This window comes from Croceivirga lutea (assembly GCF_014235875.1).
Lineage (GTDB): Bacteria > Bacteroidota > Bacteroidia > Flavobacteriales > Flavobacteriaceae > Croceivirga > Croceivirga lutea.
In genome coordinates, this window is the sequence record NZ_JACJUK010000004.1 from 199,045 (window position 1) to 217,908 (window position 18,864).

Annotated in this window: 16 protein-coding genes; 6 read left to right on the forward strand and 10 right to left on the reverse strand. The window is 34.6% G+C overall.

Going from position 1 to position 18,864, the window contains the following annotated elements; genetic code table 11:
- Positions 1–4: 4 nt before the first annotated feature.
- The 8 genes from H5V42_RS09205 to H5V42_RS09240 form a co-directional block, all read right to left on the reverse strand.
- On the reverse strand, positions 5–565 hold the full coding sequence (locus H5V42_RS09205; protein ID WP_185782869.1) for an L-threonylcarbamoyladenylate synthase: 561 nt from the start codon (positions 563–565) through the stop codon (positions 5–7).
- The gene (locus H5V42_RS09210; RefSeq protein WP_185782870.1) at positions 562–1,656 is read right to left on the reverse strand and encodes a glycosyltransferase; all 1,095 of its coding nucleotides are present in this window, start codon (positions 1,654–1,656) and stop codon (positions 562–564) included. Before H5V42_RS09210 ends, H5V42_RS09205 begins: the two co-directional genes overlap by 4 nt.
- The gene (locus H5V42_RS09215) at positions 1,649–2,422 is read right to left on the reverse strand and encodes a glycosyltransferase family 2 protein (RefSeq protein ID WP_185782871.1); all 774 of its coding nucleotides are present in this window, start codon (positions 2,420–2,422) and stop codon (positions 1,649–1,651) included. The genes H5V42_RS09210 and H5V42_RS09215 overlap by 8 nt, the downstream gene beginning before the upstream one ends.
- Positions 2,412–3,491 (reverse strand): glycosyltransferase, encoded by a 1,080-nt coding sequence (locus H5V42_RS09220; protein ID WP_185782872.1) that lies wholly within the window; start codon positions 3,489–3,491, stop codon positions 2,412–2,414. The genes H5V42_RS09215 and H5V42_RS09220 overlap by 11 nt, the downstream gene beginning before the upstream one ends.
- A complete protein-coding gene (locus H5V42_RS09225; protein ID WP_185782873.1) occupies positions 3,491–4,603 on the reverse strand; it encodes a glycosyltransferase family 4 protein in 1,113 nt (370 codons plus the stop codon). The genes H5V42_RS09220 and H5V42_RS09225 overlap by 1 nt, the downstream gene beginning before the upstream one ends.
- Positions 4,604–4,629: 26 nt before the next feature.
- The gene (locus H5V42_RS09230) at positions 4,630–5,715 is read right to left on the reverse strand and encodes a glycosyltransferase family 4 protein (protein WP_185782874.1); all 1,086 of its coding nucleotides are present in this window, start codon (positions 5,713–5,715) and stop codon (positions 4,630–4,632) included.
- 38 nt (positions 5,716–5,753) lie between these two features.
- Entirely contained in the window at positions 5,754–6,575 is an 822-nt protein-coding gene (locus H5V42_RS09235; protein ID WP_185782875.1) for a glycosyltransferase family 2 protein, read from the reverse strand.
- Positions 6,576–6,727: 152 nt separating this feature from the next.
- On the reverse strand, positions 6,728–7,543 hold the full coding sequence (locus H5V42_RS09240) for a 2,3,4,5-tetrahydropyridine-2,6-dicarboxylate N-succinyltransferase (RefSeq protein WP_185782876.1): 816 nt from the start codon (positions 7,541–7,543) through the stop codon (positions 6,728–6,730).
- Between the two features lie 96 nt (positions 7,544–7,639).
- Between H5V42_RS09240 and ruvX the strand changes: the two genes are divergently transcribed.
- The 5 genes from ruvX to H5V42_RS09265 all read left to right on the forward strand — a co-directional run bounded on the left by ruvX (position 7,640) and on the right by H5V42_RS09265 (position 13,531).
- Entirely contained in the window at positions 7,640–8,050 is a 411-nt protein-coding gene (gene ruvX, locus H5V42_RS09245) for a Holliday junction resolvase RuvX (RefSeq protein WP_185782877.1), read from the forward strand.
- Between the two features lie 3 nt (positions 8,051–8,053).
- Positions 8,054–8,644, forward strand: a complete 591-nt coding sequence (gene def, locus H5V42_RS09250) for a peptide deformylase (RefSeq protein WP_185782878.1) — start codon at positions 8,054–8,056, stop codon at positions 8,642–8,644.
- Between the two features lie 53 nt (positions 8,645–8,697).
- Positions 8,698–9,132 (forward strand): DUF5606 family protein, encoded by a 435-nt coding sequence (locus tag H5V42_RS09255; RefSeq protein WP_185782879.1) that lies wholly within the window; start codon positions 8,698–8,700, stop codon positions 9,130–9,132.
- Between the two features lie 136 nt (positions 9,133–9,268).
- Complete coding sequence (locus H5V42_RS09260; RefSeq protein ID WP_185782880.1) at positions 9,269–12,664, forward strand: amidohydrolase family protein; 3,396 nt, start codon at positions 9,269–9,271, stop codon at positions 12,662–12,664.
- A gap of 102 nt (positions 12,665–12,766) precedes the next feature.
- A complete protein-coding gene (locus tag H5V42_RS09265) occupies positions 12,767–13,531 on the forward strand; it encodes a hypothetical protein (protein ID WP_185782881.1) in 765 nt (254 codons plus the stop codon).
- Here the strand turns inward: H5V42_RS09265 and H5V42_RS09270 are convergent.
- Together H5V42_RS09270 and H5V42_RS09275 are read right to left on the reverse strand one after the other, a co-directional pair.
- The gene (locus H5V42_RS09270) at positions 13,514–15,004 is read right to left on the reverse strand and encodes a vanadium-dependent haloperoxidase (protein WP_185782882.1); all 1,491 of its coding nucleotides are present in this window, start codon (positions 15,002–15,004) and stop codon (positions 13,514–13,516) included. The genes H5V42_RS09265 and H5V42_RS09270 overlap by 18 nt on opposite strands.
- A gap of 32 nt (positions 15,005–15,036) precedes the next feature.
- Positions 15,037–17,157: a glycoside hydrolase family 97 protein gene (locus H5V42_RS09275; RefSeq protein WP_185782883.1), complete on the reverse strand. Its 2,121-nt coding sequence runs from the start codon at positions 17,155–17,157 to the stop codon at positions 15,037–15,039.
- Positions 17,158–17,315: 158 nt separating this feature from the next.
- Between H5V42_RS09275 and H5V42_RS09280 the strand changes: the two genes are divergently transcribed.
- The gene (locus tag H5V42_RS09280; RefSeq protein ID WP_185782884.1) at positions 17,316–18,830 is read left to right on the forward strand and encodes an NADP-dependent isocitrate dehydrogenase; all 1,515 of its coding nucleotides are present in this window, start codon (positions 17,316–17,318) and stop codon (positions 18,828–18,830) included.
- The last annotated feature ends 34 nt before the right edge of the window (positions 18,831–18,864 follow it).

Below are 18,864 nucleotides of genomic sequence, written 5' to 3' on the forward strand. Positions count from 1 at the left end.
TTTGTTATTCACGAATGACTTTAACCACACCATTAGTGCTCAATTTAATAATTGACGTTAGCGTTGAATTTTGTTTTTGCATTGGCAAATTTACCACATAGTCTACGCCTTTTAAAATTGCGGGTGTAATGTCTTCAAAAGATTTAGGTATGTTAGTTTTAATGGCATTTGCCGAGCTGTAAACAATGGGTTTACGAAATTTATTGATTAGATATTGACAAAATTTGTCATTTGTAACTCTTAAAGCAAGTGCGTTTTGTGTTCCAATTACATTAGGGGCTACACCAATTGGTTTGTCTAGGACAATAGTCGTTGGTTTGGTGGCAAAATCTAAGATGTCGTAAGCAACTTCTGGTACTAGAGCTACGAAACGCTCTAACATAGCTTGATTGGCAACAAGACATGTTAGTAGCTCAGAATTACTACTTTGTTTTAAATTATACAGTTTTTCAACTGCTTTTGAGTTTGTTGCATCACAACCAATAACCCAACCGGTTTCTGTTGGTAAAAGAAGTATACCTTCAGCTTTTAGGTGCTCTATAGCATTGTTGATTTCAGAAGTCATAAGTTATTGGTTAGAAACAATTTTTCTGTCTTCGTCATCATTTTATCAAAAGAAAATGTAGTAACTATTCTGCTTTTTAAGTTTTCAGGTGAAAACGTTATAGTTTTTGCGTTAATAGCGTTGATACCTTTTGCCATGGCTTTGGTATCTTCAATGGTAGTTAGAATTCCGTATTCCCCATTATCTAATAATTCTTCACTACCAGGCACTTTGGTTGATACTATGGGTTTGCCGTGCCCTAAACATTCTAAAAGTACATTGGCCATACCTTCTTCTCTAGAACAAAGTAAAAACATATCTATTCTTTGAAAAAAAGCGCCCATATTATTTTGATAACCTAAGAAGTGAATTCTATTTTTTACATCACTATTCTTTGATAAAAGCTCTTCTGCATCTAAATCTAATCCGCCGCTTCCTACATGTACAATGTGTATGTTAGCTGAAATATTACGAACTATTTCGGGTAGCAAATCGAATCCTTTTCTGTAATTGAGCCATCCTGCACAACCTACAATAAAAGCATCTTTTGGGACTTCTAAATGAGGTGGTAATTTAAGTGATGCTTCAGGTTTTTTAGGAAGATTTATACCATTATAAATTCTGAATAGATTTTGTTCATTAAAAAAGCTTGAAGAGCTTAGTAAGTAGCTTTTAAGCGAATTACTATTTACTAAAACCTTTGCTTTAAAAACCTTAAAGACCAACTTATACTTTAGACTGTTACGTATTTTTCTAATATTGCCTAAATACAAAATCTTATGAGGAACTTTAGTAATATAAGCACTTAAACTCACTAACCACCAATCTTTTTTTAGGGCCGCGAAAACAGTAATTGGCTTATATTTTTTAAATATTTTGATGTAGTTGAGTATCACAAAAATATTGAGGTCTCCGCCTCTGCTGTTTATTGTTTTTACGGTTACGTTAGGGAGATTTAAAAATTTGTTTTCAAAGGTATTTGTTAACAAAATAACTATTACTTGGTAGCCTTTCTTGCCAAAATATGCAGCTCTTAGCTGTACATTTTTTTCAATTCCACCCCAGTTTTTGGTAGGGCAAATTAGAATTATGCATTTAGCCCTTTTATCCATTTTGGCGGTTTAAGCGTTTTAATTCTTTATATCTAGCGGCTACTCCAAGCGCATTTAAATAGCTAATTGTCAGTCCTTTTTTTCCATCTAAAAAACCAAGTCTTAGGATGAAATGATTAAAAAATTTCCAAAATGGCCTAAATAGCGCTAAGAACCAGTTGGCTTGTTTACCTTTTTTATATTCTTCAAGAGCCCTCATTTTACCATAACTAATCATTTTACTCTTGTAGTCTTCATAATTGCCGTAAGAATAATGAATTAGTTTATTTTTTAAAGTTCCAGAAGAACCATTAACTACTAGAGTTTCGTGTACAATTTTACTAGTTTCAAAGTGAACAGCGTCTTTTTGAAAAAGGCGGTAATTTTTATCGGTTTGCCAACCGCTAAAATTCAGCGGTTTATCTTTAAACATAAATTTACGCACAAAATAATAGGCTTGGTCAGCATCTTCTTTTCTAATAGTTTTTAGAATCTCTTCTTGCAGTTCTTTAGTAATACGTTCATCGGCATCAATAAATAATACCCACGGATTTTTAGCCATATTCAGCGCAAACTGCTTTTGGTCTGTGTAATTAATAAAAGCTCTTTGAGTAAATAATACATTTGAAAAAGATTTAGCAATTTCTGGAGTTGCATCAGTGCTAAAAGAGTCAACCACAATTATCTCATCTGCAAAAGAAATGTTTTCTAAAACTTCTTTGAGATTATGAGCTTCATTAAAAGTGATTAAAAGCGCCGATATTTTTGTATTTAAATTACGCTCCATGTATTAAATAGTCTTCTATTGTTTTTAATTGTTTGTTGCGTTCAAAATTTTGAAGCACATACGCATAGCCATTTTCTCCCATTTGAAGTAATTGCGCTCTATGGTGGTATAAATACGTAATAGCCTCAACAAAAGCTTCCACATTATTTGGTGTGGTTAAAATTCCGGTTTTTTGGTTTATAACAACTTCCGGATTACTACTAATGTCAAAGGCCACCACTGGTTTTTTACAAAGGGCTGCTTCAGCTAATACATACCCAAATCCTTCCCAGTGAGAAGAAAGTAAAAAAACACTTCCTTTAGCAATAAATTCTAAGGGGTTTTCAATAAAACCTTCTAGTTGAACTACGTTTGTAAGTTGTAGTTGTTGAATCTTATTTTCTAATTCTTCACGCAATCTACCTTCTCCGCCAATTAGCAGTCTAAAGGGTATTTTTTTAGCTTTTAGTTGATGTGCTACATCCAATAAAAAAGTTTGATTTTTTTGGTATTCTAAGCGCCCAAGATTTATTAAAGTAAAGGTTTCTAAAGCCTTGTTTTGGTAGGCTTCAATAGTAGGCGGTATTTGAATTCCATTATAGATAACCTTTATTTTTTTAATAGGAAAAAGGGTACTATTATTTTCTAATATTGTACGTTTAGTAGCTTCAGAATTAGCCAATATTTCTGTTAATACATTTTGAAATAAATATCTATTTAGGTAGGAATTTTTAATTGGGATAGCACTACCTCTTCTATATATAATTCTAGTTATGCCCACCTTTTTAGCAGCAACCGAAGCAATTTTTACATCTCTAGAAAGGTTCATTACTAGTTGAGTAATTTCTTTTTCTACAAAGAGTTTTTGAAGCAATTTGTGCTTAAAAGGATTTAAAAAGCTAAGATTCGTAAGCTTAATAGTAGAAAACGGAATTTTTGTTTTTCGAAGTTTTTGATGCAATACACTATCGTGGTGCGCCACAACAAATACCCTATGACCGTTTTGGTGTAAATATTGGCTAACTTCAAAATGCCATTTTTCACCACCACCCCAAGCAACAGCTGTATTAAAGAAGCACGTACAACCCATTAAAAAATTTGTTTGTAAAGGGTTATTAAGTTTTTTAATACGTTTTCATCTGAAAATTGTTGCACGTAACTATACCCTTGTTCAGCTATTAATTTGCGCTCATCTGGGTGTTCAAAAATCCAATTTAATTGAGTTCTAATCTCGTCACTATTATTAGGGTTTATGTAAATTGAATTTGGGCCGGCTGCCTCAGGAAAACAACCATTGTTTGTTACAATTACAGGAGTTTTACTATACATGGCTTCAATAATAGGTATGCCAAAACCTTCACAAATACTGGGATAACAAAAAACTGTTGCGGCTTGGTACAAGGCGGCAAGCTCAGTAACGTTTATGTTTTTTACAAAAGTTACCTGTTGCTCCAAATTGTGTTTATTTACATAAGTGTATAATTGCTTTGCATATTTTTTATCTTTTCCCACAAGTACTAAATGATGATTAGTACCGTGAACAGCTTTAATTAAAGTAAGTGCATTTTTGCGTTCTTGTAACGTACCTACATTAATAATAAACTCTTTTGGTAAATTAAATTTTTTGCGAACCGCTCTTTTATCTTCAGCTGAGTAGGTTTTTTTAAATGCTTTATTGCAACCTTGATAAACAACAGAGATTTTTTCTTCCGGTATTTTAAAATACTTAACAATATCACTCTTTGTTTGTTCACTTATGGCAATAACATGGTTAGAAGTTTCTACAGCATATTTAAACTTGAGTCTATAAATAACTCTATCCCAAATGTTATAATAATGAGGATGACTTAAAAAAATTAAATCGTGAATGGTAACTACCTTTGGAATATTGTTTTTACGAAGCTGTATAGGAATTTCGCCAGATAAGCCATGAAAGCCGTTAATAGGTAGGTTTTCTGCTTGTTTCCATTGCCCTAGTAACCGCCAAATTGAGCGCAGTTTTTTCCAAAACCAACCTTTAGGATATACAATAGTAGCCTTGTCTAGAGCTACCAATTTTTCAATCGAAGACTTTTTAGGATTAAAAAGATAAAGTTCTTCTATTTCAGGAGATTGAGTTAGCATTCTTACGACATCTCTACCGTAATTACCCAAACCAGTATTGTTGTGAAAAATTCGTTTGGCGTCGAACGCTACTTTCATAATTAGCTACTGCAATTGGCGTAAAACTACATATATTTATTATAAACTGCCACGGTCTCTTTTGCGGTACGTTGCCATGAAAAAGAATCGGCATAGTTTTTAGCCACTGCTATCTGTTTTTCATTAAGGTTGAGAATTTTTGATAGACCATTTGCAATGTCTTCAATTTCGAAAGGATTAACCAATACGGCATGTCCGCCTGAAGTTTCTGAAGCAGCCCCAGTTGTACTAGTTAACACGGGCAGATTAGCTGACATGGCTTCTAAAATAGGAATACCAAAGCCTTCGTAAAGGGTTGGAAATAAAAAAGCTTTTGCGTTGTGGTATAACTGAGCCAATTCGGCATTAGAAATGTAACCGGTAATCAATACGTTATTAGTAAGATTATTTTCAATAATATATTTTCTAACTTTTGCTCCAAGAGGTTCTTCAACTTTACCTGTTATTACAAGTTTTATAGTTTTTGATGCCGTACTTAAATGATAACCCTTAATTAAATTCAAAGTATTTTTTCTATTAGATACACCACCTAACGCAATAAAATAACTCTTAGGTGTTAGATTTTTAGGCCCTAAAAAATCTTTATTCTTTACCGTAACATTTTGTAAAGAAATAGAAGGTGCCAAGGCTACCGCATGTATTCTATCTTCAGGAAAATCAAAGAAGCGTAAAAAATCTTTTTTTGTTTTTTCACTAACTGTAATTAGTACATCAGCATTTTTAGAAAACGACCTAAAAAGAGCAAATCTTTTTTTTTCAAAGTACTCAGTTGTAAGATTATATTGTTTAAGCTCAGGTAAATGCACGGCTAAATCATGCACCGTTGCAACTTTTAAGCCTTTTTTAGAGTTTAAAAATGGCGTATGTAAACTATGAACAACATCAAAACGTGTTGAAGTCATATACAGATTATTTACATGCCAAAAGTGCTTTTGGTTAAGTAATTCTTTCTGAAAATCATTTTTAGAACTCCATTTTTTTTTCAATCTAAAGGCTAGGGTGGGTGATACGTTATCTAAATCTTTTAAAGCTTCAAATAGATGATGTATATAAAACGGAATTCCAGTGTAATTTTTAAAAAATAGGGAAGAACTTTCTAGTGCTACTTTCATTAGGGCTAAAGTAACAAATAGAAAATTTAAAGCCACTATTAGCTAGCCTTAGCCAATTCTGTATTTGTATTGAGATTAGAATACATAATCTTGGTGCTAGGGGCCTTTAGCATTTTAAGAACAGCATAGCGTTGATAAACGCTTAGAGCATTGAGATAACAGATTTTTACACCTCTATCTAAATCTAAAAAACCGAGTCTGAAAAAGTAATTAAAAGTGAATTTCCAAATAGGCTTAAAAATTAATTTACTGTATGAGAATTGCCCTCCTTTATTGCGAATTTCTTTAGCTTTTAAACTTCCGTAATGCAACATTTTTGATTTGTAATCATCAAAATTTTTATAGCAATAATGCGTTAGTTTAGCGTTTAATTTTCCTGATGTTCCATTCACAGCTAAGGTTTCGTGAACCAATTTTTCATTGGTATAATGCACTTTACTTTTCTGAAATAGTCTATGATTTTTATCGGTTTGCCAGCCACTAAAGTGTAGCCTCTGATTTTTAAACATAAACTTTCTGTAGAACCAATAGGCAGCACATGGCGAAGGAGAATTTACGGTTTCTAATATTTCTCGTTCTAATTTTTTAGTAACTACTTCATCAGCATCAACAAACAAAACCCATTCAAAATTAGCCTGTTTTAAAGCAAAATTTTTCTGGGCAGTAAAGTTTTTAAATGGATGTTGAAGTACCCTAACCTTGTTATGTTTTTTGAGATACTCATAAGTGCCGTCTGTGCTGTAAGAATCAACAACAATTATTTCATCAGCAAAAGAAATGCTATTGATACATTTTTCAATGTAACCAATTTCATTATACGTAATTACTAGAGCGCTGATTTTCTGGTTTGGGGTCTTCAATACAGCAATTTTAAGTTATTGGTAAAGGCCTGAGTCTACAATAACAACAAATAGTAGAAAAAATTGCCTTTGTAGGAAAAATTCTCCACTATTGTTGTTTAGACTTTAGAAGTAAATAGAAAAGAAAGGTTGCTTTACAATCTAATTAAGATTTAAACAGCAACATCATATTCACGTAAAGCATCGTTTAATGATGTTTTTTTATTGGTACTTTCTTTTCGTTTACCAATGATTAATGCACAAGAAACATTGTATTCGCCAGCATTAAATTTTTTAGTGTAGCTACCAGGTATTACAACTGAGCCAGCCGGGACTCTTCCTTTCATCTCTAAAGGTTCATCACCAGTAACATCTATAATCTTTGTTGATGCTGTTAAAACTACATTGGCCCCCAAAACGGCTTCTTTTTCTACATGCACACCTTCCACTACAATACACCTAGAGCCAATAAAGGCGTTATCTTCAATAATAACAGGAGAGGCTTGCAATGGCTCTAATACACCACCAATACCTACACCACCACTTAAATGTACATTTTTACCAATTTGAGCACAACTACCTACTGTAGCCCATGTATCTACCATGGTACCTTCATCTACATAAGCCCCAATATTTACATAACTTGGCATTAAAATAGTGCCAGAAGAAATATATGCGCCATGTCTCGCAACCGCATGCGGAACAACTCTGATACCTCTTTCTTTGTAGTTTCTTTTTAAAGGAATTTTGTCATGGTACTCAAAAATACCAGCTTCAAGAACTTCCATTTTTTGAATAGGAAAATAGAGTACAACTCCTTTTTTTACCCATTCATTTATTTGCCATCCTTTGGCAGTAGGTTCAGCACAACGCAACTCACCTTTATCAATTAAATCAATTACTTCTCTAATGGCGTTTTGGGTAGGAGTTTCTTTAAGTAACTCTCTATTATCCCATGCTGCTTCTATAAGTGCTCTTAATTCGGTCATAAAAAACAATTTTGGCAAATATAGTGGCTCAAGAGTTAATTGGTAATCTATTTTATGACCATAACATTTTACGTTATTTTTGCCAAAAATTTTTGATTGGCACGAATTTTAGCGCTCGATTTTGGAAAAGTTAGAACTGGAGTTGCAGTTACAGATGAATTGCAGTTAATTGCTTCTGGTTTAGCAACTGTTGAGACAAAAGAGTTATTAGAATTTTTGAAAAACTATTTTGAAGCAGAAAAGGTTGAAAAAATAGTCATCGGAGAACCTAAACAAATGAGTGGTGAAGTTTCAGAATCAGAAGCACTAATTGCACCCTTTATTATTAATTTTAAAAAACATTTTCCGAACCTACCGGTTGTAAGACAAGATGAACGTTTTACGTCTAAAATGGCCTTGGATAGTATGATTGCTGGCGGAATGAAAAAAAAGAAACGGCAAAATAAAGGGGAATTAGATAAAATTAGTGCCACGATAATTTTACAATCCTATTTAGAGAGAAAGTAGTTTATGATTTTACCCATAGTAGCATACGGCGACCCAGTTTTACGAAAAAAGGCTAAGGATATTCCCCAAGACTATCCAAAGTTAGATGAATTGGTTTCTAATATGTTTGAAACCATGTATAAAGCCTCAGGCGTTGGTTTGGCAGGACCACAAGTAGGTTTGCCGTTACGCATTTTTGTAATTGATGCCGTACCTTTTTCAGATGACGAAGAGTTAACAGAGGAAGAAAGAGCACAATTAAAAGAATTCAAAAAAGTTTTTATAAATGCTAAAATTGAAGAAGAAGAAGGTGAGGAGTGGGCATTTAATGAAGGTTGTTTAAGTATACCAGATGTACGAGAAGATGTTTTTAGACAACCCGAAATAAAAATTTCTTATTTAAACGAAAAGTTAGAACCAGTTACTGAATCGTATAAAGGATTAGCAGCAAGAATTATTCAACATGAGTATGACCATATTGAAGGAATTTTGTTTACAGATAAGCTATCTTCCTTAAAGAAAAGATTACTTAAAAGTAGGTTAGAAAAAATTTCTAAGGGTAAGGTTAACGTTGATTATAAAATGCGTTTTCCAAACCTAAAAAAAGGACGATAAGTTCTAACCAGAATTAATAAAATTCTAAATTTACCCCTTTAAATTACTTGTTTATGACTTTAGACAAAATCTTAGCCATTGGTGGCAAACCAGGATTGTATAAAATGCTAACTCAAACACGTTCAGGATTCGTAGGAGAATCATTAGTAGACGGTAAAAGAGTTGCAGTGAGTATACGAAATAATGTGAGTATTCTTTCTGAAATTGCAATTTATACACTAGAAGAAGAGTTGCCGTTACGCGAAGTTTTTCAAAAGATAAAAGACAAAGAAAATGGTGGTAAAACTTCAATCAGTCACAAAGACGAAAAAATAAAATTAGAAGAATATTTCTTTGAAATTTTACCAAATTATGATGAAGACCGTGTGTACCCTAGTGATATTAAAAAAATTGTTCAGTGGTATAATATTCTTCATGATAATGATGTAACAGATTTTTCTGATTCAGATGATGAAGATAGCGCTAAAGCGTCTTCGGAAGAAGAGTAATCTGTTGTTCATTTAAATCATCAATCTACAAAAGCAAAGCAATAGTTAAAGAGTAACATCTTAATTTTTAGTTAATCCTACTTTTGAGAGGTTTTGAGTTTACCTATATTTAGGAGATTCAAACAACCAATTCAAAATGAGATTATTTTTCAAAAAGGCAATGCTTCTATTTGTATTGCTTATCCTATTTGGTTTAGTACAAGCACAAGACACTAAAGCAAAAGACACTACTAAAAAAGCAACCAAAGAGTTACCTCTAGAACCAGAGAGGTCTATAGAATTTACCACAGATGAAGGTACTTGGCTTTCACTAGATGTAAGCCCAGATGGTCAAACCATTGTATTTGATATGATGGGTGATATTTATACCATTCCTATCACTGGTGGTAAAGCTACACAGTTAACTAGCGGTATGGCCTATGATGTTCATCCAAGATATAGTCCTGATGGTAAATCGTTAGTTTTCATCTCAGATAAAAGCGGTTCTGATAACATCTGGACACTAGATTTAAACACTAAGAAAGATAAGCAAATTACAAAGGAAAAAAAGCATAATTTCTTTTCAGCAGAATGGACAGTTGATGGGGACTATATTATTGGCGTAAAAGGCCGTAGAAACATTAAACCCCATATTTATCATAAAGATGGAGGAGCTGGTAGCCAGTTAGTAAGTGAGCCAAAGAATATAAAACTAACAGATCCAGCAGTAGCTCCAGATGGTAAGTTAGTTTACTTCTCACAGCGTAGAAACGCCTGGAATTACAATGCTCAACTACCGCAATATCAATTAGGCACCTATGATTTGGAAGATGGTAGCATGGCTACAATCACCTCAAAATATGGTTCAGCATTTACTCCAACACTTTCTCCAAACGGTAAGTGGTTGGTTTATGGTTCTAGATATGAAAATGAAACAGGTTTAATATTAAGAAATCTTGAAACTGGTGCTGAGGAGTGGTTAGCGTATCCGGTTCAAAGAGACGAGCAAGAATCTATTGCGCCGCTAGGGGTGTTACCTGCCATGTCTTTTACACCAGATAGTCAGCATTTGTTGGTGTCTTATGGTGGTAAAATTCATAATATCAACATAGTAAATAAAACAGCAACCGCAGTACCGTTTACAGTAGATGTAAACCTAGATTTAGGACCAAGGTTAGCCTTTAAGTATCCTATTGAAGATACTGAAGAAATGTTTGCTACTCAAATTAGAAATGCAAAACCATCTCCAGATGGTAAGCAACTAGCGTTTACAGCTTTGAACCGCTTGTATATTATGGATTATCCAAATGGTAGTCCACGCCGAGTAACCAATTTTGATTTTATAGAAGCACAACCTTCATGGTCGCCAGATGGTAATTTTCTAGTATTTACGACTTGGAATAAGACAGAAGGTCATTTGTATAAAATAAACGTAAAAGGCAAAGCCAAACCTGTAAAATTGACCAATATAGGTGGTCTATACACTTCACCAGAATGGTCTTATAACTCAAATAGAATTGTCTTTCACAGTGGTAGTGCGCAAGTATTTCAAGATATGGTTGGACCCTTATCACGTAGAACACAAGAAAATTTAGTTTGGGTATCAAGTAATGGTGGTGATATCAATTTCATCGCAAAAAGTAAAAACAGATTTACACCTCATTTTTCAAAAATAGATGATAGAATCTATCTTACTAAGGATAGAAGTTTAGTTTCTATTCGTTGGGATGGTACCGATGAAAAGGAGCATATAAAATTAAAAGGAATTGTAACCTATGGCTCGCAAGATGTTTTTCATGATGAATTTGGGGGGCATAATATTCTTATTGCTAATGATTATAAAGAACCACAAGACAAATCTTCAATTCCTCAAGAAATTCGAATTTCACCAGACGGTACTTCTGCTTTAGCCAAAATTAATAACGATGTTTATCAAGTTACAATTCCGCGTTTTGGTAAATTACCCACGGTTTCTTTGGCCAAGGCAGAGAATGCTGCTTTTCCAGCATTGAAATTAACCGTAATGGGTGGAGAATTTCCAGCTTGGTCTAGTGATAGTAAGAAAGTACACTGGTCTTTAGGTGCCAGTCATTTTAGTTATGATGTAGGGGCTGGTAAAAAGTTTGCTGACAGTTTAGCGCAGGCTAAGAAAAAGGAAAAAGAACTTAAAAAGACCGAAAAAGAAAAAGATAGTATAACAAAAGACGAGGCCAAAGACAAAGACGAAGACGAAGACCCAAAATATACTGCTGAAGAGCATAAAATTAAGGTGCCTTTTAATCGTAATATTCCAAAGGGTAACGTGGTCTTAAAAGGGGGCAGAATTGTTACCATGAAAGGTAATGAGATTATAGAAAGTGGTGACCTATTGGTTGTTAATAATAGAATTAAAGCAATTGGCGCTTCTGGCACGTTGACATTTCCAGAAAATACAGAAGTAATTGATGTCTCTGGAAAAACATTGGTTCCTGGTTTTGTAGATACTCATGCGCATATGCGTCCCGCTTGGGGGCTGCAAAAAGACCAAGTGTGGTCGTATACTGCTAATTTGGCTTATGGAGTAACTACCACTCGCGACCCTCAAACAGGAACAACAGATGTACTTACTTATGCTGATATGGTAGAAGCAGGTATGTTAGATGGTCCACGAATTTACAGTACTGGTCCTGGTCTTGGATTTTGGTTTTATAAATTGAATAGTCTGGAACAAACCAAAGAAGTATTAAAGCAATACAGTGACTATTTTGATACAAAGACCATAAAAATGTACTTGGTGGGTAATCGGCAACAGCGACAATGGGTTTTAGAAGCGTGCAAAGAGTTAAAATTAATGCCTACAACAGAAGGTGGTCTTGATTTTAAATTAAATATGACGCAGTTACTAGATGGGTATCCCGGTCATGAGCATAGCTACCCAATTTATCCTATTTATAAAGATGTCATTAAAACAACAGCCGAATCTAAGATGGCAGTTACACCAACTTTATTGGTATCCTACGGAGGGCCTTGGGCAGAAAATTACTATTACTCGAGAACTGATGTTTGGAATGATAAAAAAATCAAACATTTTACGCCATATACAGATTTGGCTAATAAGGCCAGAAGAAGACCAGGATGGTTTATGGATGAGGAGCACGTGTTTCAAAAACACGCTGAGTTTATAAAAGACTTGATTGATGCTGGTGGATTATCTGGTGTAGGTAGTCACGGACAATTACAAGGTTTGGGTTATCATTGGGAATTATGGAGTGTTGCAAGTGGAGGATTAACTAACCACGAAGCATTAAAGGTTGCCACAATAATTGGAGCTGAAGCTATTGGACTAGACAGAGATTTAGGCAGTTTGGAGGTAGGCAAACTCGCAGATATTGTTGTTTTGGACAAAAATCCGTTAGAAGATATTGAAAACTCCAACACCGTAACCCATGTAATTAAAAATGGAATTGTGTATGATGCCAGTACCTTAGATGAGGTTTGGCCAACTAATAGAAAAGCCGAAGAATTCTTGTGGCAAACACCCAAACCAGAAAATCTACCCGGAATTAAAAATTAAAAAAAAGAGCCATTTGGCTCTTTTTTTTATGTGTTAAATTTTTACTTCAATGTACTAGAATACAGCTGTTTTGAGTTATTGTAGTACCAAATCATACCCAAAATGAACCTACGCACCTACCTAATAGCTATGCTATTATTGGCTAATGTTGTGTGCTTTAGTCAATACCAGCAAGAGATGCCGAGCAATTGTTCTAGTTACCAATACGGAACTGTTTTTCTCTCAAACGGCGAATCATTTAAAACGTATATTTTAATGGATTTCTGCAATCCACACTCTTTTCAGTATGGCTTACAGGTGATTAATGAAAAAACTTTTAAGCGATTAGCAAAAGGAAAAAAAGTAAAATCAAAAGCCTATGAAGCCATTGAGTTATCAACTATAGATGGTTTTTTATTGGCATCTGGTCAACGTTTTCAGAAAGAAACTTTTGCACTTAATCAACATGGTATTCAAACCAAACAACAGTTGGTTGAAGTGGTTATTACTGGAGAGGTGGCCATTTTTAAAAAGTATTACAGTACTAATGATGAGTTTGTGTATCGCTCCGTTCTACAATCTAAATTGCAGGGAGGTCAAGAGCATTTACGATTCATGGTTAATAATTTTGAAGTTTATTACAAAAAAGGAAATGAGGGTAGGCTTCATAACATCCGAAATGCTAATTTGACAGAGGTATTTGGAGATAATTTGAAATTGCTCAAAAAATACCAAGCGGGAGTTTATACTTTTAAATCAGAATTTAAAAGACCAGTAACTTTTTCAGCGAATTGTGATTTACCTTTTTTAGAATCGTTATTAGTGATGGTAAACGATTACAATAAAAAATCTTTAGATAGTTATACCGATTTAGATACCAGATTTTGAGTTAGGCATACGTTTATTAGTTTCCCCAACATGTTTTAGATAAAATTTCCATACTTCGTGGGCTACATCTCTACCTAATCTTAATCCGGCGATATTATCTGATTGAATGTGGTAACCACCAAGAACCCTTGACATACCAGCCATTTCAGCGGTTTCTGTAAAAGTTGGAAATTTTAACATCACAGTATCACCTAAGCTATTTGGTTCAGTCATGGAGCCAGCAACAAATTCTTGCTCCTCCCCAAATATGTCACTACCTGTCCAAAGTTTTAATGCTTCTGCACAACCAGCACTAATTGTACTATGCCCAGAGGTATAACTAGGAAACGGAGGACATAGAAAAGTTTCTGGAGAGTACGGGCGCCATTGATTACCATCCATTTTAATCATGCCCTTATTTTCACCACCCCAACCAGTAATAGTTTTGCCTTTGTAATATTCATGTACCAAAGCAAATGGTCTAGCATAATCATAGAACATCTTAGCATCCCACGAGGCAATAAAACCATCCATAGCAACAACTTGATTATAGAAGTACATTTTAACGTCTTGGTCTAAAGTGTGTTTATCTCTTCTAGAAACGTCTTGAGCAAACTTTAACCAGTGTCCTGCTTGTTGCACAGATTTTGGTCCGTCTCTCATAAATTCAACTAAGGCTTTTTGTTCATCAGTTAATTTAGACTGCACTTCCACAACTTCTCGCACTTCTTCTTCTAATTGTGTTGAACCAATTTGAGGTGGAGGTCCGGGCCTAAATTGGTCTGCAGAAGTTAATGCAATTGGCTTAACTTGTTGCCAATAAGGCGTTAAGCAACCAGGGGCAAATTTTCCACCTTTACCATCAGAAAAATATTTTGGTTGCCAACGATTTGGGTCTAAATTTTCATCTGGTGAATTCACCGGAGCATAACTGGTATAATCAAAATAAGGTGTTCCATCTGAACCTTTTTCTTCACCATACTGATTTGCACCATCATTTTTTCTAGCCTCAATAACTGCTTTTGCGGCTAAATTGCCAATGCCTTCAGGTGTTGTTGGGTCCAATGAATTGTTTGTAGGGTCTAACCCTAATTCTCGCATATACTCTTCAAATAGCTTTTTGTCTGAATAGTAATATTCACTGATTGCACGGTACGCCGCATAGCTTACCGCTATTTCTTTGTTTTTAACAGTTTGCTCATTTAAGGGTCTACGCTCTACTTCTTCTAAGTATACTGGTATTGCTTTTTCATCGTAACGAGACCATGCGTCAAAAACAGATACAAAAATTAAACCCAGATACCTTGACGTAATTGTTGGTCTAGGTTTAAAACGTTCGGTGTCTAAAGCTGTTGCTTCTAATGCAATTTCTCCCCATTTATATGCAATATTTTCTGCGCCAGTGGGCTCTTTTTCTTTCGTTTTTTGTGCGGTTTCTTGTTTACAAGAAATTATAAAAACTATCAATAAAAGCCAAAGTGCTATTTTTTTCATAGAAGAAAGAATTGAGTATGTTCTGGGCTTATTTACTTTATTAAACTAATCGCAAATCCACCTCCTGGAGCAAGGCTTATAGTCTTAGTATCTCCTTTTTTAATTTCAAGTTGTTCAATGCTTAAGGCTTCAGGATTGGTTTGATAATGTGCGTCTTCAGCATCTCTATAAATTGCAGCTTTAAAATTGGTGTTTTCTGGTAAAAAATCAAAATCTATGGTTATTTGTCTTTCGTTTTCGTCTGTAATTCCACCAATGAACCAATTGCCCGTTTCACGTTCTTCACGAGCTATAGTAACAAAATCACCAACTTCTCCATTTAAGACCTTTGTTTGTTCCCAATCGACGCCAACATCTCTAATGAATTGTAACGCTGGCCTACCCTCATAATTTTGAGGTAAATCACATGCCATTTGTATAGGGCTATAGATAACAACGTACAACGCTAATTGCTGGGCTAAGGTTGTATTAATTTGGTTGTCTGGTTTTGTAGGTAAAGAAATATCAAATACTCCTGGAGTAAAATCAATGGGTCCAGCTAGCATTCTGGTAAATGCTACAATTGGTAAATGTTCAGGAGGGTTACCACCGTCTGTAGCCCATGCATTAAATTCTTGGCCGCGTAGACCTTCTTTTGAGATTTCATTTGGTAATGTTCTACGTAAGCCTGTACTTTTTATGGGTTCATGAGCATTAACAGCTACTTTGTATTCAGCCGCTTTTTCCAGCGCTTTTCTATAATGATTTACCATCCATTGGCCGTGATGATATTCTCCTTTAGGAATAATTTTACCTACATAACCAGATTTTACTGCATGTAGACCATGTTTTTGCATGAGTTGATATGCAGAGTCCATTTGCTGTTCGTATGTTCTTGGAGCAGCACTAGTCTCATGATGCATTATTAATTCAACACCTTTATTTTTGGCATAAGCTGATAATTCGTCTAAATCATAATCCTCATAAGGTGTAACAAAATCAAAGACACCCTCACGGTCTTCAAATCCAATCCAATAATTCCATCCGGTATTCCATCCTTCAACTAAAACGCCCCCCAGCTTGTTTGCAGCGGCAAAATCAATATATCTTTTTGTGTTTTCAGTAGTAGCACCATGGGTGACACTCACTTGTTTTTTACCTAAAGTGGCAAAAGTGTTCATGTCTTGGGTAGCTTCTAAATCCCAAGTAGAAAGGCCTAAATGCATTTCCCACCAAATACCAGCATATTTCATTGGAGTAAACCAAGAAACATCACCAAGTTTATTAGGTTCATTTAGATTTTCAATAAGTCTTGATTCAATTAAATCGCCTGCCTTTTCCGCAATTTGAATAGTACGCCATGGAGTAACAGCAGGCAACGATGTTTTTACAGCATATCCTAATCTATCAGAATGTACTAAACCACTAGTTAACCCTAAATTAATAGTATCAACTTTTAATGTCATTCCTGCATAATTAGTAAGATTGGCTTCATGAAATGTTAGGTGTATACCACTTTCTCCGCGCATGGTTACAGGAGTATTTACTGCATTTTCAGGAATGTATGTTGCCGCAAGGTCAGGGTGATTTCTTTTAGCTGTAGCATCAACCTTGGATAGTTTTGTGGTATTGTATAAGTGTTCATAAATATCCCAGTCACCAGGTATCCACCAAGTTGTGTAGTCTTCGGTTAATTGAAATTGGGTGTTTTCTTCGGTGATTATAATACTGTCTCTTCCTTCTTGTTCAGGAAATTCATACCTAAAGGCAACACCGTCATCATAAGACTTAATATGAATATCTAACTTTCTATTTGGTGCTTTTTCTTCTTCTAATTGTACTAAAAGACCATTGTAATAATTACGAACTTTTCGTTGTTCTCCCCAGGGCATCTCCCAAGTTTCATCCATTTGGTCTAGCTGGGTGTTAACGATTTTAAAACCACTAGAAAAAGCTTCTTGGTCTTTAAACTCAAAGCCCATGTCGGAAGTATCTATAACCATAGTTTCACCATGCGAAACGGTATACATAGGAGTACCATTTTCAGTCAGGAAAAAATTAAAGGTGTTGGTTTTAGAAGGTGATTGAACACTAGTTTCAAAAGTTTCTTTTGTACAAGAAGAACTTACTACAAGTATTAAAAAAGTAAGTAGTATAAAGTTAAATCTTTGCATTAATTAGTGAATTTTGAGTTGAGGTTAGCCATCTAAGTTACAGGCTTTTGAAATGATTTCTTAGTGCTATACATTAAAAATATTTATACATAAACTAAAATAATTAAATAATATTTAATGTATAATATCTCGCATATTTGAAAAAAATAAGATGGACTATGATTACAAAGACGTCAGAAAAAACAAGTAATAATTTTGCTACAAATACACCAGTTAAGGTAGCTGTTGGAATGGGTGATGGAATTGGCCCAGAGATAATGAAAGCTACACTAAAAATTCTTAAAGCCGCAGGGGCGGCCATAGAACCTGAATTTATTGAATTAGGAGAAAAAGTGTATTTGGCAGGAAACACTTCAGGCATAGATTCACATGCTTGGGATGTTATTAATAAGAATAAGGTCATACTAAAAGCCCCAATTACTACACCTCAAGGCAAAGGTTTTAAAAGTATGAATGTTACTTTGAGAAAGTCTTTGGGATTATTTGCAAATGTTAGACCTGTTACTGCATTACATCCTTTTGTGCCAACGAACTTTCCAAATATGGATGTAGTCATAATTCGGGAAAACGAAGAAGATTTATATGCTGGCATTGAACACAGGCAAACCCAAGATGTTTACCAATGTTTAAAACTAATTACCCGACCTGGTTGTGAACGCATAATTCGGTATGCATTTGAATATGCTAAGGCTTTTGATAGAAAAAAAGTAACCTGTATGGTTAAGGATAATATCATGAAAATAACAGATGGGTTATTTCATAAGGTATTTGATGAAATAGCTTTAGATTATCCACATATTAAAAGCGAAACTCAAATTATAGATATTGGTTCTGCAAGGCTTGCTGCCAAACCTAATGATTATGATGTTATTGTAACTGCTAATTTATATGGTGATATAATTTCAGATATTGCTGCAGAGATTGCTGGTTCTGTAGGTATGTGTGGTTCAGCAAATATTGGTAAAAATGTTGCAATGTTTGAGGCAATTCATGGTTCAGCACCAGATATTGCCGGTAAAGGCATTGCGAACCCTTCAGGATTACTAAACGCTGCTATAGCAATGCTGGCACATATTGGCCAAGCAGAAATTGCGGATAACGTAAAAAATGCCCTTTTAGCAACTTTAGAAAAAGGGTATCATACGGCCGATATTTATCAAAAAGACAGCAGTTTAGCGTTAGTGAATACACAAGAGTTTGCGGATAAGGTAATAGAAAATCTTGGTGAAATGCCTCAAAACCTAAGAAGAAGCACATTGAGTACTGGTAAGGGAACTATTACAATTCCTGATTATATCCGAAAAAAGGAAAAAAAGCATTTAGTTGGAGTAGATGTATTTATAGATTGGGATGGTAAAGACCCTAATATTTTAGGTGACGCTTTAACCCAATTAAACAGCTATAGATTAAAATTAAAAATGATTACTAATAGGGGTGTAAAAGTTTACCCTGAAGGACTAAAAGAAACGTATTGTACCGACCATTGGCGATGCCGTTTTGTGGGAGTAGATGTTAAAATAGAAAATAAAGAGCCTCAATATGCACAAATAGAATTTGAACAAGTTGTGGCCCTTCTTTCAAAATTATATAATGAACAGTTTGACGTAATCAAAACTGAGAACTTGTACACCTTTAATGGTGAACGTTCCTTCTCATTAGGACAGGGAGAATAATTGCTAAGATTTGTTATTTGATTTGAGTTGGTTA